The organism is Vibrio sinus (genome assembly GCF_023634645.1).
In the GTDB taxonomy this organism is placed as follows: domain Bacteria; phylum Pseudomonadota; class Gammaproteobacteria; order Enterobacterales; family Vibrionaceae; genus Vibrio; species Vibrio sinus.
In genome coordinates this window covers 61,665-86,582 of record NZ_JAMKMR010000014.1, presented here as the reverse complement: position 1 = coordinate 86,582, position 24,918 = coordinate 61,665, and the positions used below count along the sequence as shown (strand labels likewise).

The 24,918-nt window shown below is 43.8% G+C and carries 22 protein-coding genes and 1 pseudogene; 9 read left to right on the top strand and 14 right to left on the bottom strand.

Annotation, left to right across the window (positions count from 1 at the left end):
- Positions 1 to 63 precede the first annotated feature (63 nt).
- From fabV to M9194_RS14955, 7 genes are all read right to left on the bottom strand, one after another.
- Positions 64 to 1,266 (bottom strand): enoyl-ACP reductase FabV, encoded by a 1,203-nt coding sequence (gene fabV / locus M9194_RS14985; protein WP_250613493.1) that lies wholly within the window; start codon positions 1,264 to 1,266, stop codon positions 64 to 66.
- Between the two features lie 127 nt (positions 1,267 to 1,393).
- Positions 1,394 to 2,152: a helix-turn-helix domain-containing protein gene (locus tag M9194_RS14980; RefSeq protein ID WP_250613492.1), complete on the bottom strand. Its 759-nt coding sequence runs from the start codon at positions 2,150 to 2,152 to the stop codon at positions 1,394 to 1,396.
- A gap of 353 nt (positions 2,153 to 2,505) precedes the next feature.
- Positions 2,506 to 4,788: an acyl-CoA dehydrogenase gene (locus M9194_RS14975; protein WP_250613491.1), complete on the bottom strand. Its 2,283-nt coding sequence runs from the start codon at positions 4,786 to 4,788 to the stop codon at positions 2,506 to 2,508.
- A gap of 93 nt (positions 4,789 to 4,881) precedes the next feature.
- Positions 4,882 to 5,505: a TetR family transcriptional repressor PsrA gene (psrA, locus tag M9194_RS14970; RefSeq protein WP_250613490.1), complete on the bottom strand. Its 624-nt coding sequence runs from the start codon at positions 5,503 to 5,505 to the stop codon at positions 4,882 to 4,884.
- Between the two features lie 434 nt (positions 5,506 to 5,939).
- On the bottom strand, positions 5,940 to 6,353 hold the full coding sequence (locus M9194_RS14965) for a GtrA family protein (protein ID WP_250613489.1): 414 nt from the start codon (positions 6,351 to 6,353) through the stop codon (positions 5,940 to 5,942).
- Between the two features lies 1 nt (position 6,354).
- A complete protein-coding gene (locus M9194_RS14960) occupies positions 6,355 to 7,755 on the bottom strand; it encodes an ArnT family glycosyltransferase (RefSeq protein ID WP_250613488.1) in 1,401 nt (466 codons plus the stop codon).
- Complete coding sequence (locus M9194_RS14955; RefSeq protein WP_250613487.1) at positions 7,752 to 8,762, bottom strand: glycosyltransferase family 2 protein; 1,011 nt, start codon at positions 8,760 to 8,762, stop codon at positions 7,752 to 7,754. The genes M9194_RS14960 and M9194_RS14955 overlap by 4 nt, the downstream gene beginning before the upstream one ends.
- A 207-nt stretch (positions 8,763 to 8,969) precedes the next feature.
- On the opposite strand from M9194_RS14955, the gene M9194_RS14950 reads away from it, so the two are divergent.
- From M9194_RS14950 to M9194_RS14940, 3 genes are read left to right on the top strand one after another with little or no spacing between them, the layout of a single operon-like run.
- Positions 8,970 to 9,644, top strand: a complete 675-nt coding sequence (locus M9194_RS14950; protein WP_250613486.1) for a response regulator transcription factor — start codon at positions 8,970 to 8,972, stop codon at positions 9,642 to 9,644.
- 2 nt (positions 9,645 to 9,646) lie between these two features.
- Positions 9,647 to 10,933 (top strand): sensor histidine kinase, encoded by a 1,287-nt coding sequence (locus M9194_RS14945; RefSeq protein WP_250613485.1) that lies wholly within the window; start codon positions 9,647 to 9,649, stop codon positions 10,931 to 10,933.
- The gene (locus tag M9194_RS14940; RefSeq protein ID WP_250613484.1) at positions 10,926 to 11,879 is read left to right on the top strand and encodes a 1-aminocyclopropane-1-carboxylate deaminase/D-cysteine desulfhydrase; all 954 of its coding nucleotides are present in this window, start codon (positions 10,926 to 10,928) and stop codon (positions 11,877 to 11,879) included. Before M9194_RS14945 ends, M9194_RS14940 begins: the two co-directional genes overlap by 8 nt.
- 110 nt (positions 11,880 to 11,989) lie before the next feature.
- Here M9194_RS14940 and M9194_RS14935 read toward each other — a convergent pair whose 3' ends face one another.
- Both M9194_RS14935 and M9194_RS14930 read right to left on the bottom strand, forming a co-directional pair.
- Positions 11,990 to 12,502, bottom strand: coding sequence for a hypothetical protein (locus tag M9194_RS14935; RefSeq protein ID WP_250613483.1), 513 nt, complete (start codon positions 12,500 to 12,502; stop codon positions 11,990 to 11,992).
- 464 nt (positions 12,503 to 12,966) lie between these two features.
- Positions 12,967 to 13,664 (bottom strand): IS1 family transposase gene (locus M9194_RS14930; RefSeq protein ID WP_250613482.1). Its coding sequence is split into 2 segments (ribosomal slippage): positions 12,967 to 13,415 and positions 13,415 to 13,664, totalling 699 coding nucleotides; the frame shifts between segments, so codons are not numbered across the junction.
- 60 nt (positions 13,665 to 13,724) lie between these two features.
- Between M9194_RS14930 and M9194_RS14925 the strand changes: the two are divergent.
- A pseudogene (locus M9194_RS14925) lies at positions 13,725 to 14,051 on the top strand (LysE family translocator); the annotation flags it as partial.
- Positions 14,052 to 14,172: 121 nt separating this feature from the next.
- Here M9194_RS14925 and M9194_RS14920 read toward each other — a convergent pair.
- Genes M9194_RS14920 through hisD form a run of 4 tightly spaced genes read right to left on the bottom strand, consistent with a single transcriptional unit; the run spans position 14,173 to position 17,964 of the window.
- A complete protein-coding gene (locus M9194_RS14920) occupies positions 14,173 to 14,892 on the bottom strand; it encodes an alpha/beta fold hydrolase (protein ID WP_250613481.1) in 720 nt (239 codons plus the stop codon).
- On the bottom strand, positions 14,889 to 15,896 hold the full coding sequence (locus tag M9194_RS14915) for a cupin domain-containing protein (RefSeq protein ID WP_250613480.1): 1,008 nt from the start codon (positions 15,894 to 15,896) through the stop codon (positions 14,889 to 14,891). The genes M9194_RS14920 and M9194_RS14915 overlap by 4 nt, the downstream gene beginning before the upstream one ends.
- 36 nt (positions 15,897 to 15,932) lie before the next feature.
- A complete protein-coding gene (locus M9194_RS14910) occupies positions 15,933 to 16,667 on the bottom strand; it encodes an SDR family NAD(P)-dependent oxidoreductase (protein ID WP_250613479.1) in 735 nt (244 codons plus the stop codon).
- A complete protein-coding gene (hisD, locus tag M9194_RS14905) occupies positions 16,660 to 17,964 on the bottom strand; it encodes a histidinol dehydrogenase (RefSeq protein ID WP_250613478.1) in 1,305 nt (434 codons plus the stop codon). The genes M9194_RS14910 and hisD overlap by 8 nt, the downstream gene beginning before the upstream one ends.
- Positions 17,965 to 18,116: 152 nt before the next feature.
- On the opposite strand from hisD, the gene M9194_RS14900 reads away from it, so the two are divergent.
- From M9194_RS14900 to M9194_RS14880, 5 genes are all read left to right on the top strand, one after another.
- Positions 18,117 to 18,878, top strand: a complete 762-nt coding sequence (locus M9194_RS14900) for an HpcH/HpaI aldolase family protein (protein WP_250613520.1) — start codon at positions 18,117 to 18,119, stop codon at positions 18,876 to 18,878.
- Between the two features lie 21 nt (positions 18,879 to 18,899).
- Positions 18,900 to 19,877: a LacI family DNA-binding transcriptional regulator gene (locus tag M9194_RS14895; protein ID WP_431769414.1), complete on the top strand. Its 978-nt coding sequence runs from the start codon at positions 18,900 to 18,902 to the stop codon at positions 19,875 to 19,877.
- A 228-nt stretch (positions 19,878 to 20,105) separates the two neighbouring features.
- Complete coding sequence (locus M9194_RS14890; RefSeq protein ID WP_250613476.1) at positions 20,106 to 21,080, top strand: nuclear transport factor 2 family protein; 975 nt, start codon at positions 20,106 to 20,108, stop codon at positions 21,078 to 21,080.
- Positions 21,081 to 21,183: 103 nt separating this feature from the next.
- On the top strand, positions 21,184 to 22,179 hold the full coding sequence (locus M9194_RS14885; RefSeq protein WP_250613475.1) for a nuclear transport factor 2 family protein: 996 nt from the start codon (positions 21,184 to 21,186) through the stop codon (positions 22,177 to 22,179).
- Complete coding sequence (locus M9194_RS14880) at positions 22,172 to 23,908, top strand: sodium:solute symporter family transporter (protein ID WP_250613474.1); 1,737 nt, start codon at positions 22,172 to 22,174, stop codon at positions 23,906 to 23,908. The genes M9194_RS14885 and M9194_RS14880 overlap by 8 nt, the downstream gene beginning before the upstream one ends.
- Positions 23,909 to 24,025: 117 nt before the next feature.
- Here the strand turns inward: M9194_RS14880 and M9194_RS14875 are convergent, their stop codons facing one another.
- The gene (locus M9194_RS14875; RefSeq protein ID WP_250613473.1) at positions 24,026 to 24,868 is read right to left on the bottom strand and encodes an N-acetylmuramoyl-L-alanine amidase; all 843 of its coding nucleotides are present in this window, start codon (positions 24,866 to 24,868) and stop codon (positions 24,026 to 24,028) included.
- Positions 24,869 to 24,918 lie beyond the last annotated feature (50 nt).

Sequence of the window (24,918 nt, the reverse complement as noted above, 5' to 3'; positions counted from 1 at the left end):
GCTCAATGAGCGCCTTTTTACGTCATACTATAAAACCATGCTACAAAACATAGACATCATAGTTTAGATGTTAATGAAATCTGCCTTCACTGCTGGGTTAACATCGGCATCATAATCAACGCCTTCAACACCAAAGCCGAATAGTTTCAAGAACTCTTCTTTATATTCCACATAGTCAGTCACTTCTTTTAGATTTTCATCGGTGACTTGTGGCCAAAGCTCGCGACAGTAATTTTGGATATCGTCACGAAGTTCCCAATCATCCAAACGCAGGCGGTTCTTATCATCAACTTCCGCAGCGCTTCCGTCTTCTTTGTATAGACGATCGCTAAACATGCGGTAAATCTGCTCCATACAACCTTCGTGTACGCCTTCTTCACGCATTTTCTTAAATACCATTGCGATATAAAGTGGCATTACTGGAATAGCAGAGCTTGCTTGCGTGACAACAGATTTGAGTACCGCAACATTTGCACCGCCACCATGAACAGAAAGCTTGTCGTTTAGAGCTGTCGCCGCGCGATCTAAGTCCATTTTTGCTCGCCCTAGCGCACCATCCCAATAGATTGGCCATGTTAGCTCTGTACCGATATAGCTATAAGCAACCGTTTTACAGCCATCAGCTAATACGCCAGCTTCGGACAAGGCATTGATCCACAGTTCCCAGTCTTCCCCGCCCATGACGGTCACAGTATCTTTGATCTCTTGCTCTGTCGCAGGTTCAATACTGGCTTCAATAATCGTATCTTTATTGGTATCAACCGCTGCTGACGTGTAAGTGTCGCCGATTGGTTTAAGAGAAGAACGCACCAATTCACCAGTTTCTGGCATCTTGCGGACAGGAGAAGCAAGCGAATAAACCACAAGGTCGATTTGTCCTAAATCTTCTTTGATCAGGTCGATTGTTTTTTGCTTGGCTTCGTTTGAAAACGCATCACCGTTTAGGCTTTTTGCGTATAGGCCTTCTTCTTTAGCCAACTTTTCAAATGCCGCCGCGTTGTAAAAGCCCGCTGTGCCTGGCTTTTTCTCTGTACCTTCTTTCTCGAAGAAAACACCGATTGTGGAAGCGCCACCACCAAATGCCGCAGCAATACGAGACGATAGTCCATAGCCACTTGATGCCCCTACCACCAACACTCGTTTTGGTGCATTTTTAATTGGGCCTTTAGCCTTGGTATAGGCGATCTGTTCTTGTACATTTGCTTCACAACCTACAGGATGAGTTGTAGTACAAATAAATCCACGAATTCTAGGTTTGATGATCATATTCAACTTCCTTAAAAAAACCCTGCTAGGATAAAAGTTTCGTAGGAAAATCTCATCAAATTTCTTTCAATTTGAAAATATTTATCCAGTGGTTGGGCCACTTTGTATACAAATAAACAACTAAGTTTCATATTAATGTGCTGGGTGACTTCATTGTTGGATAGAAACAACCTTCCGCCCCCATCACCACGACCGTATGTTCTTTTGAATTCACGCAATGCGTTTCTCGGTTATAACTCAAGTTTCTGGCTTCAGTTAATAGTTCTTCTATCTTTTGACTCAGTACCTGAAACTCATCTTGCGTTATCTGCAATCTCGCGACATTCAAACACGCTGTTTTATCTTCTACATCAAGCACCTGAATACGCTTTTTAAGGCCATCAATCACCTTTTCCTTGTAGAAAGCAGGAAACCTAGAACCACTTTCGAACACGATATGCCTAGGGACAACCATGCGAAAATTTAAGTCGGACGTCAGCTTAATGAGTTTAAGTTCTTCCAACTCTCTTAGATATAAATACATCGAATTTTTATCTAAACCAAAGGTTTTCATTAACTCTTTATAGTTTGCTTGTTTACAACATATTTTTGAAAACAAGGTAAACAGTTCAGGCTTGTTAAAAAACGCTTCATCTTGTTGTTTCGAAAATAAAGGGGTACTTAACGCTGCTTTCTCCGCATCATGAATAATATTCGACAGTGGAATCTGGATGAGATCAGCGATCTCTAACATTCTAGACATAGACAACGGCTGCTGCTGATTGAGTAACCGTTTTACACTCACTTCCGACACATTAAGGTATTCAGCTAGGTCACTGTATGAAATTCCCGCTTTTTTTAAGTGCTTTTTAAACAGTTGACAGACTTCTCTTTGGAGATTTTCCACTCTTGTCTCCACATACGTATCGACTCATTACCATAAAAGAATCATATTTCGATACTTATTGATTTTCAATTGCCTAGTAGGAATCCATATACGAACCTATTCGCGAACAGGCCAATAAAATCGGGGAATCAATCATGTTAAAGTGCTTTAAGTGCATCCAAATCTTGTCCACAAAGATAACAAGTGAAAATGAAGTAAAAGAATCGACAAACCTACCACGTCAAACTAAGACCAATGCACTTCACCAAGTGACTATGTTTGCTTTAATTACCAAGCTTTATATGTAAAAAGAAAGCCGGATAGAACAGTTCTATCCGGCTTTCCATTGTGGTTGATCTCGCAAAGCTCTTTGATTAAGCCACACTATTCAACTTAGGTTTACTCACTTGCTGCGTTTTTACTTCGGAGAAATCGTGGCTAAAGTGATCGACCTGAATGGCTTGAGAGCGAAGTTTTTCAGCAACGAGAATTTGGTCCACTTCCTCACTGGTGAGAATTTCCGCCTCTAACGCTTGAGATAAGCGTGTTTCCAAGCTCGCTTTCTTATCGATGCGCCCACCTTTAATGCCTTTAAGTAGCTTCCGCTCCAGCGAACGGATGCTATACATAGCTTGAAATGCTTCTTCCACGATGCCGATACTATCCGTTTCCTCTTTACCTATGTAACAAAGGTGCGTCAGCCTATCGCGGTGAGCTCCCGGGGTCATTAAACTATCGGCAATTTGTAATGACAAATCATCTGATGGTTTTTTAAATCGATTACCTAGAGGGAAAACGATGCCTTTAAGTAGATAACCTACGACCTTGTTCGGGAAATTAGTATACGCTTCTTGCAATGATGTGGCCGCATTGTAAAAACAGTGTTGAATCGCGTAATGGACAAACTCTAGGTCCTGTTGCTGTCTGCCTTCATCTTCATATTTCTTCAGTACGGCTGAAGCCATGTATAGGAAGCTCAAGCCATCACCCAATCTTGCAGAAATCATTTCTTTGCGTTTCAGCTCTCCACCCATCGTCAACATGGCGAAGTCCGCGCTCACTGCCAACGCTTTACTTAGGCGTGTGATTTCTTTGTAGTAATGCTGAGTCGGTCCCGACATATGTGCAGAATTAAAGTAAGAGCCTGTCAGTGCCGAGAAAAACGAACCAAACGCATTGCTCGCTGCATATTTAATATGAGACGTCAATAATTCATCAAACTCTTCCGCCCCGTCAGCGACATCTGGATTGGCAGCGGCTTCCATCTCTTTCAACACAAAGGGATGACAACGAATAGCCCCTTGCCCAAATATCATCAAGTTCCGAGTTAAAATATTGGCACCTTCCACGGTAATGGCAACTGGCACGCCAGCATAGTGGGAAGACAGGTAATTCATCGGTCCTTCTTGAATCGCCCTTCCAGAATGGATATCCATTGAATCATTCAGAATCGTCCTAGCCATTTCCGTCATATGATATTTCGCAATCGCGGTAACAATTCCTGGCTTTTCTTTTAGATCTAATGCCGTGGTGGTCAGTGTACGCGTTGCTTCAAGTAGGTAAGTTAAGCCACCAATTCGGCCCAATGCTTGTGCCACGCCTTCAAAGTTACCGATTGATGTACCAAATTGCTTACGGACGTACGAATAGGCCCCTGTGGTACGAGAGGTAAGGTGACCAATGGCAGTGCCCAATGCAGGTAGTGAAATGCCTCGCCCAGCTGACAAACACTCCACCAACATTCTCCAGCCCTTGCCAGCAAAGTCAGCACCGCCAATTATCCATTCGATAGGAATGAACACGTCTTCACCACGTGTTGGGCCATTCATAAAGGCAAGATTAAGTGGATCGTGCCTCTCACCCACTTCAACACCTTTATGGTTGGTTGGGATCAGCGCACAGGTAATACCAAGTTCTTCCGTATCACCCAGTAAACCTTCAGGATCATACAGCTTGAACGCGAGCCCTAATACGGTTGAAACAGGGGCTAGAGTAATATAGCGTTTATTCCAGCTTAACTTGATACCCAGTACTTTTTTGTTCTTATGTTTACCGTAACAAACCACACCACGATCAGGGATACCACCAGCATCTGAGCCAGCTTCAGGCCCTGTTAAAGCAAAGCATGGAATATCGGTGCCGTCTGCCAATCTAGGTAACCAGTATTCTTTTTGCTCTTGCGTACCATAATGTGAAATCAGCTCGCCAGGACCTAACGAGTTTGGCACCATTACCGTTACCGCAGCACTAATACTTCTGGTCGCAATGCGTGAGACAATCGTCGAATTCGCTAAGGCTGAAAATTGGCGGCCACCAAACTCTTTGGAAATGATGAGAGAAAAGAAGCGCTCTTTTCTGAGATATTTCCACACTTCTTTAGGCAGATCTCTGTCTTCTTTAACAATCTTGTGATCGTCAAGCATACCTAACAAGGTTTCAAGCTCGTTATCAACGAATGATTGCTCTTCATCCGTCAATGTGGGTTTGTGGAACTGATGCAGCTTAGTGAAATTGGGTTTACCGGAAAACAGCTCGCCATCCCACCAAACACTACCCGCCTCCATTGCCTCTCTTTCTGTATCGGATAAAGGTGGCAGTAATTTTTTAAACAATTTAAACGTGGGATCACTAATCCATTTTTTTCGTAGCGATTGCATGTCCAGATCCTTATTTCACCAATGGAAATTTATCTTAAATGTATACCTAGTAAGTTTAGGCACGATTTGTAGTTTAAGCCTGCTAACTTGTCCTTATTCCGCCACACCTGCGGCTAGGTAAGGAATCAGTTCATCAACAATGGCCTTAACGTCCGTATTCGGGTTGTATTCGCTTTTAGCAATTTCAAGCAGAGCTTGGCTTGACGCCATGGTGAAGATGCAAGCTCCGAGAGTAAAATGCAGCCGCCAGAACAGCCTTGCTGGCTCCAATTTCGGATTCGCTTTGAGAACAAAGTCAGTAAACTGGGAAAGTGCTTCTTGATAACGTGTTGTAATGAACCAACGCAGATGTCCTTGAACATCGGAGTACCCTCGACCAATCAACAACATAAACTTGCTCATTCCGTTTGGACGAACTGTATCTAAGTTCTGTAAAGGTTCGCGAAGCGATTCAAACACCTCCTCCATCAACACTTCACTTTTGTCTTTTAAACTCAGTAATGACTGCTGGACCGCTGGCATAAACGCTTCGAGGTAGCGATCTAACACCGCTCTCACCAGTGTTTTTTTGTCTCCGAAGTGGTAGTTAACCGCAGCTAAATTGACACCTGCCTTGCTGGTAATGGTGCGCAGGGATGTATTATTGAAGCCATGCTCTGCAAACAAGCACTCAGCGGCATCCAATATTTTTTCTTTTGTATCGATACTTGAACCCATTTCAATCACTAGTATTAAACACGTGTTTGAAAATATATCGCCACTCATGAACATTAACAACTGATTAACATCACATTTTTTGCTTGAAACCTAAAGTCGGCATTCAAGATGAGAGAGTACTCAAAGAAAAGCCAGTCAGTACAAAGAGTTAGATTAAGAAGAGGACAAGTTTGAAGAAAAAAGGAAAAAAAATTGAATTTTTTATGATTCAGATGGAACTGTTTTGAATTTAATGCGTCTTATATATTGTAATTAGCAAGAGCAATTAGAGTTTAGACAGTAGAGTGTCCTAAATCTTAATTTGATTACTATTTACACTGCTTTTTCTTATTAACTCCTATGTTTGTATCGGCCCAGAGTAAATTATTCACTCTGGGCTTTTTTTTGTCTTAGATTATAAAAATCATGATGATAGAAATATTATCGATTCGGAGTTAGGGGTGCTCAGACAAAGTGTTTCGACGGTTAAACACCCAGAAGTGACTGAGTGCAAAGTTACTGAACATACCTGCTCCTACGCCTAATACTAACGCAATGAATGGAAACACTCCTTTATTTCCAAGCATTAGTAATGACGCTTGGAAAACCAGGAAATTTGGTATCGCGGATATGAGCGCACTACAAAACGACTTAGACCATTGTGTTGAGATCGCCTCTCTACGGCGTTCTGAAAACGTAAATAGGCGATTGCCCATCCAAGTCGTTGTTGCGGCAAAAATAAAGGAAATGACTCGCGCAAACAATAAGTTAGTATGTAAGAGGTATATTGCTAGCGCAAATACCAAGCTATCAACAATAAATCCACCCCCACCGACTATGGCGAATTTGAGTAATTTCTTTCGTATCATACTACTGAGTACATAAAAATAACGACCGCTGGCTTGGAGCGGTAAATTTCACCACACAATTTAGCTTATCTTGCTTTATCACTGGATCAACTTGACTATCAAAACCAATAAGTTGAACTTTTGCTAGCTTGTCTAGTACTGTGTCATTTTTTAATAACTTAGCTTTACCATCACTATAATATTCACCCGAAAAAGTTCGCTCACCCACATAGTAGGTCGGCAAAGATTTGTTCGCATGCGCAAATATTATTTTGTCACTTTTGACTCCAGCTACATTAAAGTGGATATACACTCCAGCTAGAATTAAAGCCACAGGCATAATAAGCGACGTCGTTTTAAACCAATTCGATTCAAGCTGTTTGTCTGACAATAATGCTGCTAACAGTATTCCCAATGCTGGAATACCAGGTAATACGTAAGCTGGCAAAATGTTTCCCGCAAACGTGAATAAAATCATTGGTGAGATGAGCCACAGCAACAAAAAGCTGATAAGAGGATCCATCTTCTCGTTAACGGGACGAATCACTTTTCTCTTTGTCCACAAAGCGATCATCAATACAATCGACCATGGTAACGCTGATAGCAGCCAGAAAACCCAAATAGTGCCTCGTGCTTGCTGATGAGCAGTGCCATATAAATCGCCTTTCCAGCCACTATCAAGGAATCGATCGATATACTCGCCCACTAGGAAATAATGCAAAAATCCCGGAGTCGCTTTTTCTGCCATCACATACCAAGGCGCTGCAATGATTAACATCACAACCGTGCCGCCCACAATCGGGAATCGTTTCCATAGCTGTTTAAAGGATTCTTTGAAGCCATATTGTAAAATCAGCCATGGCATCACAGCTAAACCAACCAGCACAATAATCAGTGGCCCTTTTGCAAGCAAGCCTATCGCTAACCCCACAAACCCTAAGTAACCCCATACTTTGCTTTCATCTTGCCAACAAAGATAAAAACCAACCATGGACAACGTCATACCCAGAGTCAGCGCCATATCCGTTTCAACCACACCTGCTGAAACCACAAACATCGCACTGGTCGATAAGATCATGGCGGTTATTAACGCATTAACTCGAACTCTTCGCGCAAAGTATGCCATTAATGCCAGAACCGCTACCCCAGCCAACCAATGGGGAAATCTGACGGCAAATTCGCTCAAGCCGAACACTTTGATACCGACCGCACTCATCCAGGCAAATAGCGGCGGTTTTCCCCAAAAAGGAACATGATAGTCAAACATTGGTGTCAGCCAATTATGCGTTTGCACCATAATTCGGGCCATCTCACCATAACGAGACTCGGTAGTATCCATCAAAGGATAGGTCCCTAGCGACACCAATCGAATAAAAAATGTGGCGCATAAAATAAACCAAAAATAGGCTCTACTGGATTTCATGCACGTCTCTCCGCCACAGAGCCTTGAGATCGGGTGACATTAGTGCGCTCGTTGACAGATTGCACTATGTAAAGTGGTCTGCGCTTGGCTTCGATAAAGATTCGACCAATGTATTCTCCGAGCAAACCGATGCAAAGAAGTTGGACACCACCTAACGCTAGCTCAACCACCATCATGGAAGCGTAACCTTGCGTTTGAACGCCGAATACAAGCGTTTTTAAAATAATGACCATTCCATAAAAAAAAGCGCTGGCTGCCACGATACTGCCTAATACCGTTGCCAAACGTAGCGGGCTGATTGAAAACGACGTAATGCCGTCCATCGCTAAACCAATCAGCTTAAAGTAGTTCCATTTTGTCTTCCCCGAGTGCCTGGCATAACGCTTAAACACTATGGTCGTTTGTTTGAAACCAGGCCATACAAACATGCCTTTCATATATCGGTTTCGCTCTGGCATCGCGTTGATGTGATCGACAACCTGACGACTGAGCAGCCTAAAGTCCCCTACATTCTCGGGGATCTCTGACTTAGACACCCAATTAAGCAGGCGATAAAACATCGCCGCTGACTTACGCTTAACCCAGCTTTCACCCTCACGTTTGATGCGCTGCATGTTAACGACATCATTGCCTTTTCTCCATTCCTTTAGCATGCTTGGGATTAGCTCAGGTGGGTCTTGCAGATCGGCATCAATAAGAATGACTGCAAGACCTTGGCTATGCTCTAGGCCCGCGCTCATGGCATTCTCTTTGCCAAAGTTACGGCTTAAGCCAATGCTAACTACTTTGCTGCCACTGACTGGCAGTGTGTCCACTAAGTTTTTACTGCCATCCGTGCTGCCATCATCCACATAAATAATTTCGCTTTCATCGGCTATCGAATCCAGCACTCTAGTTAAACGTGCATGAAACTCTGGTAACACGTCGATTTCATTGTAATAAGGTACAATGACAGATAGAACAACACTTTGGGTCGCTGCATTGGAAATTAGAGAAATTGGGCTCATACAAACTACTCTTATTAATAAAAGGCGCGGCAAAAAAGGAATTAGGCGCAAGTTAAGCTGCTGTAACCAACGGTCTTCTGAGCTTTATTTACTCAGATAAGCCTAGGCGTAGAACCTTTTTATCAACTTCTATGTCAAAACAATGTGATTCACATATTTTTCACGTAAACTCTGGAAGCTAGAGATCGTATTAAGGTAAAAACCAGGATGAAGAAAATCTTACTCGTTGAAGATAACCGCGAAGTGGCGGGCATCATTTTCGATTTTTTTGAAGGCTTAGGAATGGATTTAGACTATGCCGACAACGGAGAGCTAGGTTTGCAGCTCGCACTTGAAAATAGCTTTGATATTATTTTGCTGGATTTGATGCTACCAAGGATGGATGGACTGACGGTTTGTAATAAGTTGCGAGATGCAGGTAAAAACACACCAGTATTAATGCTCACCGCTCTCGATAACAAAGACGACATGCTCAATGGCTTTAAACACGGCGCCGATGATTATATGACCAAGCCTTTTGACTTGGATATTTTGGAAGCAAGAATGAACGCTCTGGTCAAACGATACCGAGGCACCGTCTCTAACACAGTGATTAACTACGGCAGCTTGCAAATAAACCAAAAAATTCGTCAAGCCTATCGTGAAGGCAAACCGCTTGCTCTCAACCCAACCACCTATACCATATTGGAACTTCTTTGTAGCAAAGCACCAGAAATTGTCACTCGCCAAGAAATCGCTGAAAAATTATGGCAAGAGAACGAGCCAAGTAACGATGTACTTCGTAGTCATATTTACCAGCTACGAAATCAACTTGATAAGCCTTTCCCTTCTCCTATGCTCACCACCATTCCAAAGGTAGGTTTTCGATTAGAGGAAAAATGAGGATGCCCTTTCGCCCATTTTATAACACGAGCTCGTTAAGCGGACGACTGGCCGCTTTTTTTACGTTTGTCGCCTTGGCTATCGGACTAATGACATTTGTCATTTTTATCTTCGCCCTACAGTGGTCTGAAGATAGAGCTGGGGAAAGAATGTTATTGGTAGATCGAGATGAAGCCATCTATAAATTTACTCATGGCGATATAAAGCCAGGCGTCATAAAAATTGATATTTTGACTAAGGCATACAATAACATAGCGTCTGTGCCTGAGCCGTTTCGAGACTTTGTTAAGAAGAAAGATTACTACTTGGGCGAAGTAGGATTTGACTCTCTTCCCACTGACCACATGGTCTACGTTGGGCACTATTATGTCGAAGGAAAGAAAATTCCTCTCGTCTTAATCACAGAAATCGATCGAATAGAATTTGGTTTTAAAGAACTGGCCTATGCCGGCTCTATCGTTTTAGTCATCGTACTCGGATTAATGCTGATTTTTGGTATCGTGCTGAACCGCTTGTCACGGCGATTGATTTCTCCCCTAAACGACATCCATTTTCAGCTTGAACAACATGGTTCTAATCTTGAGCTCCCTTTCACGATGTCCGAAGAAGCGGCACAAGAGTTTCACACCTTAATCGATAAAATGAATGGCTATCGCGAACAAGTGCACTCTATGTTAGTAAGAGAAAAAGCGTTTGCACGTTATGCCAGCCATGAACTGCGCACTCCTCTAACGGTTGTTAAAGGGGCATCAAAGTTACTTTCCCGAGGGGAAATCGACGAGTTTCAAAGCCGTCAGGTAGATCGCCTAAACGATGCCTCCACTCAGATGGAGACCATGGTAGATGCGTTACTCAGCTTAGTTCGCTACGAAAAAAGTGAGGACTTGTCTCCAGAACGTGAGTTTCGCCAGCAAGAGTTAGAGAAAATTATCCAACAAAACTCGGCACAAGCCGTCGAAAAAGGCCTATCTATCCAACTCTCTGTTGATGCCAGCCCCATCATTCGCGCCACCGCTCCGGTAATGAATATGCTCATTGGTAATCTGCTGCGCAATGCCATCGCGGCAACGGAACAGGGCCAAATAAGCGTGAAGCAAAACTCACAGCTTATTGCCATCACGGATCAAGGTCATGGCTTATCATCCACTCCTAACAAAGATGGACACGGTTTAGGTTTGCTTATCGTTGATGATCTATGCCGCCGTTACCAGTGGGATTTTTCGCTGACCGAGCACCCTAAGGGTGGTTGTATTGCCACCATTAGATTTGAAAGTGAGTCGAATGACTAACCAGAGTACATCCATTGAATCCAAGTTCAACATCGCCAATAGCCCAGTCACCTCTCATTGTTTTGATGGTATTTCTTTCTATCTAAAGCGTGATGATAAGTTACATAGTCACTTTTCAGGAAACAAAGCGCGTAAGTTCGCGGCTCTTTTAGACTGTGACGATAAAAAGATTACCACATTGGTCAGCTATGGTTCACCTCAAGCTAATTCACTCTATTCACTCGCCGCCCTCGCACATCTTAAAGGTTGGCAACTCGAATATTATGTCGATAGAATTCCGGCTTGGCTAGAGGCCTCTCCAATAGGCAATTATCTCGGCGCACTTAAACTTGGTGCGACAGTTTCCTCAGTGTCACAACAGCTAAACATGCCCAATATCCACCCTAGTGATTACATACTTGAGCATCGAAACCTTGACGATAGCTGCCTATATATCCCAGAGGGAGGCTATTTCGACTGGGCAGCAGCGGGCATTGAACAGCTTGCCAACGAAATACTTGAGTGGAAAAGCAATCAACACATAGAAAAGCTTACCGTGGCCCTACCATCAGGCACTGGCACAACCGCAGGCTTTTTGGCCCATTTTCTTGCGCCAAATGATATACAAGTGCTCACTTGCCCTTGTGTAAGTGGAAAGGCTTATCTTACAGAACAAATAAGCCAATTGGTTGGAAAGGAGTCCCTCCCCACCATACTCGAGCTCGAATCAAAACATCATTTTGGCAAGCTTTATCAACAAGACTATAAAATTTGGCAACGGCTTCTCAGCCAAACTCACGTTGAATTTGATCTGTTATACGACCCAATGATGTGGCGTTGCTTGTTACCTTGGATTGAAAGCCACCAAAATAGCGAGCTTTTATATATTCATCAGGGAGGGCTACTCGGAAATCAGAGTATGCTGCCTAGGTATCAAAGGAAGTACCCTGCTCTAACTCAAGAATAATAAAAATCTAGCGATACCAATGGGCAATAAACGGATAAGTTTCTGTCCAAAATATAACATCAATTGTGAGGACAATTTTGCCCTCACAAATAGGCATCTACTCTTTCATACTATCCGCTGATAGGCGATATAATATACTTAACAACACTTACAGTAGGATCGCTGGTATTAACAGCAACCTGCTGACGGTAATTGCTACTCGCTTTTTGCCAAAAGCCGCCAACAAACTTAAGAAAATTATAACGCTGCACAGTATGTGCAAAACAGGTGCTGTTCACTGCAAATACATTACCTGACACATCACTAAACACAAGGTTTGCTGGCTTGGTATAGACTTTACTTGAACTCGTACTTACTTTAATGGGTACAGTTTGATGAGCATCTACCGTGGTGGTGCCGTTCTTCCATTCCCATTTCCATTCAGTGGAGTCAATATATGTACTATCCATCATTACACAAGCATTTGCTGTCGAATCGCTGGTCTCAACCTTAACCGTTATCGGCTCACTGGTATTATTAATTATCTCATATTCATAAGATAAAGAATCATCAGCGTACGCCGCATAAGTGGTAAAACAAGTACTCAATGCTAAGACAGAAATACACAATTTGTTTAAAGTCATAAGTTACATCCTTTTATGTTATTCATCACGACTTGATGTAAAACCAAGCACATATAGTTAATCACTTGAGAAGAATCACTCAAGTACGTGGGAATACCCAAAATTTTCGAAAGGAGGTAACTAAAGAGATATTGAATTAAAATTTGCTCTTTGTTTGTGGTGTGTGTCCTTTTAATTTTTCAAAGGAAGTTCCCAACTCTAAATCTAGAACAATAAAACTCTTGACCTTTACCCTAGGTCAAGAGGCATTATTAATGGAATTAAACGGAGAGCAGTAGCACCATTGTGGAATTAACCAGTGTATTCACCACCTTGTGAACACCATTGCTTTAATGTATTGATTTATTGCTCTCAAACAACATCACAATACTTTGTTGGACCTCAAAATGACCGCTCATACTTTAGCTACTTTCACTAGTATAGTTTTCATACTGGCAATGGGGTCATGACTCCAATTAGTTGATCTACTCATAATACTCTCGCTCGATGAAAGTACCGATCACCTTGTCGTGCATGGTTTCTGACTTAGAGAAGCCCATCGTTTTTCTCACTAATCTCTTCAAGCGAGTACGTAAAGTGAGATTGGCCCGCTCAATTCTCTGTGTGTAGCGTTTTCCCACAATGTGTTTTTCGCGGGGTAAGTTTGCCGAGTAAACACTGAAGTCATCCGTACAGAAGAAGTTGATGGTAAAGGGAGCCAGCAAGCTTTGGAGGCGCTTGAATGCTTGGCAGTTCCGCTTTCCGAATGCATGGGCGACAATGCGTTTAAACCTTGGCTCCCATGCGTACCACAACCAGCGTTGATTCTTTTTATTTCCGACAAACGACCATTGCTCGTCGACTTCGCAAATCAATTCAATATTCGCGGCATCAAACGGGATCGTGGTTACTTGCCTCGGTTGGAGTTTTTTAGAGTGCGCAAAACCGTGTTGTAGCCGACCTTAAGTACTCGTCCTGTGTCTCGTAGTCCCGCGCTATTCATAGCCATGTCTACGATCTTTTCCTTTACTCCGGGTTTACAGGCTTCATAAGCGTAATCGAGAAGGAAACTTCGCTTACAATCCAAGCAACGATATCGCTGGATACCTCTCGGGTTCCGCCCATGCTTCATAACAGGGTCAGTCTGAGAACAAAAACGACATTTCACTTCAACAGTAACCATAATTCAATCCATGCAAAAGATAAAGATTATACACTAATTCAATCACTTGGCGTCACGACCCTAAACCTGAGCAATACATCCAACTCTCCAACATTGATCAGTAGCTTTGTAAAAGGGCTATTGACCAACTTACTCAACCCTAAAATCGTACTATTCTATCTATCCATATTTCCTCAATTTGTTTCACAAGGAAAAATTTTAGAACAAAGCATGACATTAGGGCTCGTTCAAGCTTTAGTTGTAACCATTTGGTTTCTTACAGTTATTTTCTTCGCCAGTAAACTCAAAACGATGCTTACGACACCTAAGATGGCCAAATGGTTAAATTTTGTCAGTGGCGGCATATTTATGGGTTTTGGTGTAAGTTTAGCTAAAGCAACCCTCTAAACCCCATGAATCACCGCACCACATTTTCCAGAAACCCCGTAAAGATTTTTATTATTTCTTTTGTTCTGTGGTTAAGTTAGACATGTCGTATTTGCCATAAGAAGACGTCCTAACAAACAAATCAACCAGCAAGATTCAATGAGCTAAGCCAACGATTGATCATTCGCGCCACTTTATCAGGCTGCTCAAGCGTGGTTAAGTGACCCCCGCTTGGAAGATATTCAAACCTCGCGTTGGGAATGTTATCTCTCATCAGCAGATGATTCTCGACTGGGCAAAGTAAGTCGTCTTCACTACAAACGATCAGTGACGGTACCCTGATATCGGATAGAAGTGGTCTAGCATCAGGGCGGGTAGCTAAAGCTTGAGCGTGAGTACAGAATCGCTCAACGCCTATATTTTCAGCCATCTGACATATACTATCAACCAACTGAGTGTCGGCAGCCCTATCTGGATGGATGAGCAAAGGCATTAAGTCATCACGCGTAATTGCTGAAAACGCCCCGGCTAACGCTTTGTCCACCAATGTATTGCGCCTTTCTGTCACTTCCATTTTCTCGTCAGCGGCATTGGTATTTAGCAATATTAAGCCTTTTACTCGATCCGGCGCTTGTCGATACACTTCAAACGCCAAAATACCGCCCATTGAAAGCCCACCTAGAATGAATGTCTGCGGCGCGTTATTTAATACGTGTTTTGCTAGTGCTTGAATTTTATTGAGCGCTGGTAATTCGGCGCAACTTGGTTCAACACTTTTATCGAGCAAAGCATTCACCGGAGCGAATAGCGCGTCATCGCACAAAAACCCGGGCAGCCATAATAAAGGGGTTGATGAGGTCATTGTTGAATTACCGGCTTGGTTGGTACGTCACTGCCTAAGATTTGATAAACGAAGCTATCACCTCTTAAGTTTCTCAGGCTAATTTCAACCCCGAATGGCACGTTGAATACATCACCCGTAGTCAGCAAGATTTCGCCTCGCTCAGTCCCCTTTTTCAGCGAGACTAATGTGTCACCACTAAAGTTAATCAGTACTTGTTTTTCCTGACGCAGATAAGCAGGAAGTGTTGAACCATTTTTAAGAGAAAAAGCATGAATGCTGACATCATCTTTGCTCTTCACTTGAAAGTCATACTCTGATTCTGGGCCGCCTGTTAACGCATATTGCTCACAGTCCACAGCCGTGAAATCACTGTTGGTACTCTGGTATTCAGACGCTTTAACAATATACGGACGCATCTGCTCGGCCGTATAATCATCAAATGTAGCCATCTCATCATCAGTTAAGATAGGCATTAACTGGCCTTCATCAGGCTTTACATCTCCAGATTGAATATCCACCAAGCTCTTGTCTTTGCATAGGTACAAGCCATGACCTTGGCTTTCTCTTATCACGTTTGGATGCCATGTCACGCCACCACCTGAGTCATCGCCACCCAATACTGAGTACATAAAGCCGTAGTCGCGACCAACCACTTCAAAGCCTCGAAACAAGTTGGTCGGTATCGAAATGATGTCTCCCGCGGAAAGTACTGCATCATGCTGGCCATCATTTCCCCAGTAAAAGCGGAAATTACCCTTAAAGACGATAAACAGTTCAGCGGTGGTATGAGAGTGTAGCGAGTTTTTTATGCCGGGAGGTTGACCAGCAGCGCCTATATTAAAACCAGATGTTTCTTGAATATGAACATGTTGACGACTGCTTTCCGCCACCCCTGCACCAATGATACAAAAGTTATCTTTTAAATGACTGCCTGGCGTTCTCGCGTCAATGAATGCTTGGGTGCCTGGCACTAATTCCATATAGCGAACCAATTGACTATTTAGATGTTGTTGAAATTTCATCCACATACCTTTTTATTACTGATGGTTATACCCAAATTATCCATTGAGTGGTCGCCCGCCATCGACACTGATGGTGGTGCCCGTTGAGAATGTCAGCTGTTCAGCCGCTAGCAACACCGCTTTTGCCACTTCTTCCACATCAGCCAAGCGCTGCAAAGGTGTGCTTTGTTCTTGTGTATTTCGCCATTCCTCGTCAAGACCTTTGACAAATTCAGTATCGATAAGCCCGGGCGCAACAGACAACACTCGAACGTTCGGCGCAAGCGCTCTTGCTAAGGAGCAGGTCATATTTTCCAACGCGGCTTTACTGGCACAATAAGCAATGTTGCTGCCCATCGCCGTTTTGGCTGCAATCGAAGTAATGTTTATGATACAGCCACGCTTTTTATCCAACGATGATTGGAATGCGCGAACCATTGCAAGTGGCGCTCTGACATTGACGGACAAAATCTTGTCGATGATATCGTCAGTCAATCCAGACAAATCTTGATGGGCAACAAACTGTGTCGTTCCGGCACAATTAACAAGCAGATCAATATCGATATTGTCATCGACTAAGCTGTTCCTTAGTGACTCAATCGCCTGAGTATCCGCCACATCTAAGGAGTAAAATTGATGCCCCTCTCCGTCCAACTCTTGCAGAGTACGCTCTGCTTTAGCTCGGTTTGAGTTGTAGGTGAAAACAATTTTATAACCACTGCTGGCTAAGGTTTTACAAATGGCGGCCCCTAAGCCGCCACTGCCACCTGTGACTAAGGCGTATTTACTCACTGAGCTGTCCTTCTTCTTCAAGTTTGCTGTAGCGTCGAACGCGGATATCGGCTTGCTCTTTATGCCCAGCAAAACCTTCAAGTTCACACAAGCGAGAGCAGTATTCACCAACAACAAGAGAGGCTTTTTCTGTAACGCGTTGGTAGGTACAGGTTTTCAGGAACTTACCAACCCATAGGCCACCAGTATAACGTGCCGCTTTCTTAGTGGGTAAGGTGTGGTTGGTACCGATACACTTGTCACCGTAAGAAACGTTGGTTTCTTTGCCTAAAAACAATGCGCCATAGTTCACCATGTTATCTAGGAAATATTTGGGATCTTGTGTCATGACTTGTACGTGCTCAGAAGCGATATCATCTGCAACCTTCACCATTTCTTCATAGCTATCACACACAATGACTTGACCATAATCTTCCCACGCTTTTCCTGCCACTTCAGAGGTTGGAAGAATTGTCAGCTGACGCTGGATTTCCTCAACGGTTTTTTTAGCGAAGCTTTCTGAATTAGTCAGTAGAACAGCCGGAGAGTTGTAACCATGCTCAGCCTGACCCAGCAAATCAGCAGCAGCCAGTTCAGGGTCGCACCCTTTTTCATCGGCAATGACTAACGTTTCTGTTGGGCCGGCGAACAGGTCGATACCAACTCGACCAAACAGTTGTCGTTTTGCTTCTGCGACAAACGCATTACCCGGGCCCACAATCATATCAACGGGTTTGATGGTTTCTGTGCCGAGTGCCATTGCGCCTACTGCTTGAACACCACCGAAACAGTAGATTTCGTCTGCACCCGCCATCGCCATCGCTGCAACAATTTCAGCATTAGGTTTGCCGTTAAACGGTGGAGCGCAAGCGATAACCCGTTTCACTCCCGCCACTTTTGCCGTTAGTACACTCATGTGAGCCGAGGCCACCAATGGGTATTTACCTCCAGGTACATAACAGCCAACACTTTCCACTGGAATGTTCTTGTGGCCAAGTACCACACCTGGCAGCGTCTCTACTTCCACATCACGCATTGACTCCCTTTGGATTTGAGCAAAGTTTTTAACCTGAGCTTGAGCGAATTTAATGTCATCAATGGTCGCGGCATCAAGGCTATCGATACATGCTTGGATCTGCTCTGGTGACAAACGAAATTGTTCCGGAGACCAGTTATCAAACTTTTCCGATAACGCACGCACAGCACTGTCACCTTGTGTTTGAATATCCGATAAAATGCCTTCTACTACTTGCTGAACCTTGGCGTCGTTTGATGCAGACACTTCCTCAGTGATTCCTCGCTTAAGATAGGTAATCATTACTCTTCTCCTAAATTGACTACGTATTCATTTTTAATCAAAAAAACTGCTTCCAATAGATTTATTCGTGAGTTTAGATAAAATTTGTTTTGACTACGAATGCAAATTACAATAAACAAGTCATTAACATTGTGCAACCACTAAAAGGAAATATTATGAGTTTTTCTGCTAAGCTTCATCAATCACCACTACTTGGCACCTTTGTCAAAACGCCTCATCCGCATGTTATCGAAGTACTAAGCCATTGCTCACTCGACTTTTTAATTCTTGATGCTGAACATGCACCATTTGATCGCACCTCACTCGATCTCTGCATTATGGTTGCCAAGCTATCGGATTTACCAACGCTAGTTAGAATTCCTGATAACGCACCTTCCACCATACTCAACGCATTAGATTGCGGCGCAACTGGAATATTAGTCCCTCATGTATGTAGTGCAGAGCAAGCAAAACTCATTGTGAAAAAAAGCCACTTCGGCGCAGGTGGCCGTGGCTACGCGGGCTCAACTCGCGCGGCGAGTTACATAAGCACACCGATGAACGAGCATCTGAAAAATAGTTCACAACACACTACGGTCGTCGTTCAGATCGAAGACATTGAAGGTGTCGATGAGGTAGAAAACATCGCAGCTGTCGACGGCATCGATGCACTTTTTATCGGCCAAGTGGATTTGGCGGTAGCCTATGGTGAGGCTTCAGTGAACAGCGAATCTGTGCGCAATGCCAGCATGAAAATTATTGAAGTTGCAAGACGTCACAATAAACCAGTCGGGATGTTTGTATCCGATGCAAATCAAGTTACCTTTTGGAAAAATTTAGGTGTATCCTTTTTCGGTCTCGCATCAGAACACAAAATGATGATTGATGGGTTTAACGAGCAGCGTCGTAAAATCGAGTCAATCAACGAAGGTTAGGAGAACATTATCAAAAGCAAAATTACGTCGACTGATGTCGCTAATATGTTGGGCGTCTCTCAGTCGACGGTTTCCAGAGCATTTAACCCCAAGGCCAGTATTAGCGAAAAAAAGCGTCAAATGGTCATGGAGGCGGCAAACAAACTCGGCTATACGCCAAATGCCATCGCCCGTAGCCTAATATCCAATCGTTCCGGGTTAATTGCCATTGCTCTCGACAGTGAAAGCAACCCAATGTATGACATGCTGGCTCGCAAGTTAACGCACGTTATTCAAAAAAGCGGCTGCCAAGGCATACTTTGCCCGATTGACGAAGATAATTTGGATCTTGCGATCACTCGTGCCATTGAATACCAAGTCGATGGACTGATTATCGCAACCAGCCGCCTATCCAGCGTGGCAATTGCCCAATGCGATAAGTTTGGCGTACAACTTAGCCTGATTAACCGCTATGTAGAGGGGCTTTCCGCCAATAGTGTTGGACTAGATAACCTCGATGCTGGCTTGCAAGCTGCACAGTATTTGGCAAGCAAAGGATACACTAAGATGACCTACGTGAGTGGCGATGCGGGGTCAATGACCAGTGAAGAGCGTTGGAAAGGCTTCTCAAAAGGGCTCACCGATCTTGGCCTGCCACCTGCTGATTTCGTCGAGGCGCGTTACAGTTTTGAATCGGGTATTGAAGCGGCGAAACATATTGTCAGCAAGATCCCCAATACAGAAGCCATTTTTTGCGCAAACGACATTCTTGCACTTGGCGTCATCGATGGTTTGCGAGAACAAGGCCTTAGTGTTCCAAACGACTATGCAGTAATGGGCGTCGATGATATTCAAATGTCCGGCTGGCCCGCATACAACCTAACCACGATACATCAACCTATTGATCGGATAGCAAGTGTTTTGGTCGAAGATTTATTGTCTAGAATTCACGGCAGCCAACAACAACCCGGTCAATATTTAATGCAAAAAGGCCAGCTGATAGAGCGCGCCAGCTGTTAAAGCATCTGGATCCAAGGTTCACTAACCTCGCGATAGTTGACCCGGTAGCACCTCAATAAGAGGTGTTACTGTTGCGTTTCCTACCTCTCATACCTCTTCACTAAAAGCCGTTTAGTTGTGCTTGTACGACCAGAACACAAAATTTAAACAATTTATTGACAAAAAATAAACTCCAGGTAATTTGGGTACGTATCCAAATTATAACAATGAACCAAAAGGAGACTTATTATGCCCATGTCTGGCTTTGACAAAAAATGGCACGATTTTCCCGATTACATTTTAGGCATTACTGAAGAAATCTGGGAAAAGCGCGGTTTGCATACACTAGAGCATTACTACTCTCCTGATATTGTCGTGCGCACGCCTAGTGCGATTTCACATGGCAACCAAAATGTTATTAATGCCACCATGGCCACGCTGGCAGAATTTCCTGATCGCACCCTTTTTGGTGAAGACATCATCTGGAGCGGTACACCTGAAACGGGCATGCTTTCATCACATCGCATTATCTCAACGGCAACTCACGCCAATAGTGGCCTTTATGGAAACGCAAGTAACAAGAAACTTCGCTATCGTATTATCGCCGATTGCCATGCAATCAATAACCAGATCAACGACGAATGGCTAATCCGCGATCAAGCTGCCATTGCCAACCAGATTGGCATGACATCAAAAACCTACGCTCAACATCTTATTGAAGTAGAAGGTGGCTTAGAAAAAAGCCCGTTCCCGTTTACTGCAGAGCAAGATGTTCAAGGCCCTTACAAAGGGGTTGGTAACGATAATGAATGGGGACAAAACTATGAATCCATTCTAAACCAAATCATGAATGCCGAATTCTCAAGTATTCCCAAACACTATGACCGAGCTTGCATTGGTGAATATCCCGCGGGCCGATCTGCGCTTTCGCATTCGGAAATCGACCAATTTTGGATGCAACTGCGTTCTTCGTTCCCGAATGCTGAATTCAAGATTCAGCATAGAATCGGCAGAGACGATCCTATGATGTCCCCACGTGCTGCCATCCGGTGGACACTCGAAGGCAAACATGAGGGCTACGGTTTATTTGGCCAACCCACGAATGCCGACGTGTACGTGATGGGGATAAGCCACGCCGAATTCGGGCCTTGGGGCTTACGTCGAGAGTTCACGCTTTTTGATGAAACTGCCATTTGGAAGCAAATCTTATTACAGCAAGGTTGATAACAATCGTAAATCTAACAACGTCAAAAACGATTAATACAATAAGACTCAAGTTAAGGGCCGCAAGGCCCTAGACTTGCAACATTACATAAGGAAGTAAAACATGTCACATAACGTCGTCGAACAGTTTTTTCAGGATTATTTCCAAGCAAAGGAAGATCAACAGTTACCCACTGCCACGTCCTGCCTTAGCCCCGATATCAAATGCTCTGTCGCTCACCCGATCAATGACTTACAGGGCCCTGAAGCTTCACATAAGCACTTCCTTGCCCCATTAAAACAAGCCCTTCCCGATGTCGAGCGTCGCCCGTATATTGTTATGCAAGGTAAATACGAAGGCCGACAATGGTTCAACTCAACAGGGTATTTCGTCGGCGTGTTCGAGAAAGATTTATTTGGTATTCCAGCCACAGGCAACATACTTTATCTAAGATACACCGAAATGGCCTGTGTCGAAGACGGTTTAATTACGGAATATTATGTGATTCCCGACTTTATTGATGCCATGGTTCAAGCTGGTGTCAATCCTTTGCGTAAAAGCTTAGGCCACTCCGGTCTGGTGCTCTCCCCTGCAACCTATAATGGGCTATGCAATGAAGATGTATGCCCACATTCAAGTGAGAAAAGCCTCACCTTAGTTAACGATATGCTGACTTGTTTAGGCCGCTTTGATGGCCAAGATCTGTTTTCTATGGATTTAGAGAATTACTGGCACAGTGACTTTATGTGGTACGGGCCATCTGGCATTGGTACAACCCGTGGTATTAAAGGTTTCCGTAATCGGCACCAAGCGCCATTCGTATTTGCCTTCCCTGATAGAAGTGTGGATATCAAGCTGAATATTTTATCTCAAAATGACTACGTATCCACTGGTGGTTGGCCACACATGCACGGCACACATAGTGGCCATAGCGGCTGGTTAGGCCTCGCTCCAACTGGAAAACATATCGAGATGCGTGTTATGGATATATGGCGCAGAGAGGGCGATCTGCTAAAAGAGAACTGGGTCGCTATTGATATTATTCATATCTTACATCAACTCGGCTACGATGTTTTTGGTCAGATGAAGGAAAATCTAGAGGGACCTAAGTATGCATGAGTTTGGCTTACTCAATTGGATGATTTTGGGTGGCTACGTGGTAATCACACTGAGCCTCGGCGCTGTGATCGGTAAAAAGGTCACATCTTCGGCTCAGTTTGCGTTAGGTGATAAGTCAATACCTTGGTGGGCAATCGGTATATCGGTCGTCAGCACCTATGTCAGTGCCATGTCCTTTCTGGGCGGGCCTGCATGGTCATACACGGACGGGCTGTCCGTGTTAGCTATCCATTTAAATTATCCTTTGGTGATATTTTTTATCGTCACCGTTTTTATGCCGTTTTTCTACAACAACGGATTAACGTCCATTTACGAATATCAAGAACGTCGATTTGGTAAAGCGTCTAGATTGACACTTTCCGTTATCTTTCTGATGAAGCAGTCGCTAAGTTCTGCGGCTGTGTTATACGCAACGGCTATCATCCTAGAGTTTATCACTGGCATCGATGTCGTGTACTGCATCATGATAGTGACGGCTATCGCGCTTATCTATACGGTAATGGGAGGGATTAACGCAGTCATCTGGACCGATGTTATCCAAGCCGTAGTATTGTTTGCTGGAGCGTTTATCATTATTGAAGCGGTATGGAATGGCATTCCCGAACCCATCTCACAAGTAATGGCAGAAATGAAATCCAAGGGCATGACCAATGCGTTAGAAACCAGCTTGGAGCTGAGCCAAGTGACCACCATCTGGGCGGGTGTGATCGCAATGACCATGTTCCACACCACGGTATACGGCGGTAGCCAAATGATGGTTCAGCGCTGCATGGCAGCCAAAAACATGGGTGATGCAAAAAAATCGATGCTGATGATGGGCTACCTTGCCTTTTTCATCTATTTCGTATTCATCTTTCTGGGCGTGCTATTCAATGCCTACTACGATGGCCAAGCGTTTGACAATGGCAATACCATCATCTTGCATTTTGCCAGCGAATACGGCATGCCAGGATTAATGGGGCTAATCGCCGCAGCGATATTGGCCGCTAGTATGTCGAGCCTAGATTCGGCCTTCAACTCTATGGCAACAGTATCGGTCGCCGATTTTTACAAGCGCTTGTACAAGCCTAATGAATCTGAAGAACACTATTTAAAAGCATCGCGAGTCTTTACCGTCTCTTGGGCAATACTGATCATCATTCCTGCGATTATGTTTGCCACCAGTACTGGCTCGGTTCTTGAAGTTCTGAGTAAAGCTGGCTCTTACTTTGTCGGCGCGAGTTTTTGCATGTTTGTGTTAGGCTTTTACTCCAAGCACATTACCGAAAAAGGGCTTTTGATTGGTGTCGCGGCAAGTTTTCTTGCCATTTGGTATGTCGCAGTCGCAACCGATATTGCCTGGCCATGGTATTGTGTTATTGGCGCGGTCGTGAACGCTGCTGTTGCGTGGGTTGCTAGCCTGATGATTACGGGCAAGCAGGATGCAATGCACCTATACACCGTCAAAGGGCAGCAAGCCGAATACGCTCGCTTAAATAAGCCTATCAAAGACAAAGGTTGGTATGTTATTCCCGGTAAAATAGACAAAGCCAGCTATGGACTGCTCGTCTTGTTCGGCCTATCGATTGTATTTCTCTATCTACTCGATCACTGGGCCGATGATACGGCAGCGCTCATCACTCTCACCAAAACCAGTCTGTGGTTAATCTTTATGGCTATCGGACTATATTTCACTCAGGTTTTATGGAAGGTGGTAAAAAGCAAGCCGAGTTTCAGCGCAACACCCTAGCCTTATTCACAACAAAATGCGCGGCATGCTCCTATCAGTCGAACAGGGCCGCGCATAATAAAGTAATTCAAAAGCCTGATGTGTATTGACCTAACCCGCTAAGTCAAAAACGGCGCTCTAAATCGATAATAAGTTTTCTTTCGCTGTTGGATATTTGTCAGGATAATATTTTTTGATAAGTGCTAACAATGCAGCCACACTATCGGTTGTCACATCCCCAGTTATCATATTGGGCGTAAAGTGACTTTGAAAGGCACTGATCACATGTGGGTACTCGTGAGACTCAACTTCTGGATAGCCGTATATACGAAGTGCTGCATGAAATTGTTCTACCTCCACCTTTCTCCCGGCCATATCTTGGTATTCCTCGAGAAAATCTGAAGGTTCATACCAAGCGCCATATCCCTCTTGATTTAGGTATTGCCAAGGGAAATTAGGGCCGGGGTCAGACTTGCGCGTTGGCGCAATATCTTGGTGCCCAACAAGGTGGGTGGGTTTGACGTTGGGATACGCCTCATAAACGATGTCCAGTACACGTATTAGGTTGTCTACTAAATCAGGAGAAAAGGGAGGATAAGCACAAACTTGTCTTGGGTAGACACTCGTATCGATTGAGGCATCTAAACAGTGGATTTCCTGCACCAGCTCAATCCCAATAGAGGTGTCATTAATTGATGTTCTTCCGTTCCAATAAGAAAAACCAGCGTGAAAGGTTCTATCATCCAGGCTGGCGAGTTGATAAATTTCGTCTTCTGTAATGACAAAGTGAGCGCTCACTTTAGCGTGTTTATCGGCAAACAAACTCATCGTCTGCTTCTCGTCAACCGCGGTGTAGTGAATAACGACATTTTTAACCCTACTACTCTTATTAGGTGTATCGACAAATTCAATCTTGGTACAAGACGCTAAACCTAACAATAATACGGGCATGAACCACTTTATTGATACCTTAGTGACCATATTATCACCTTATTTTTTGGAGTTTCTAACTTTTCTGTTTGGCGCTATAA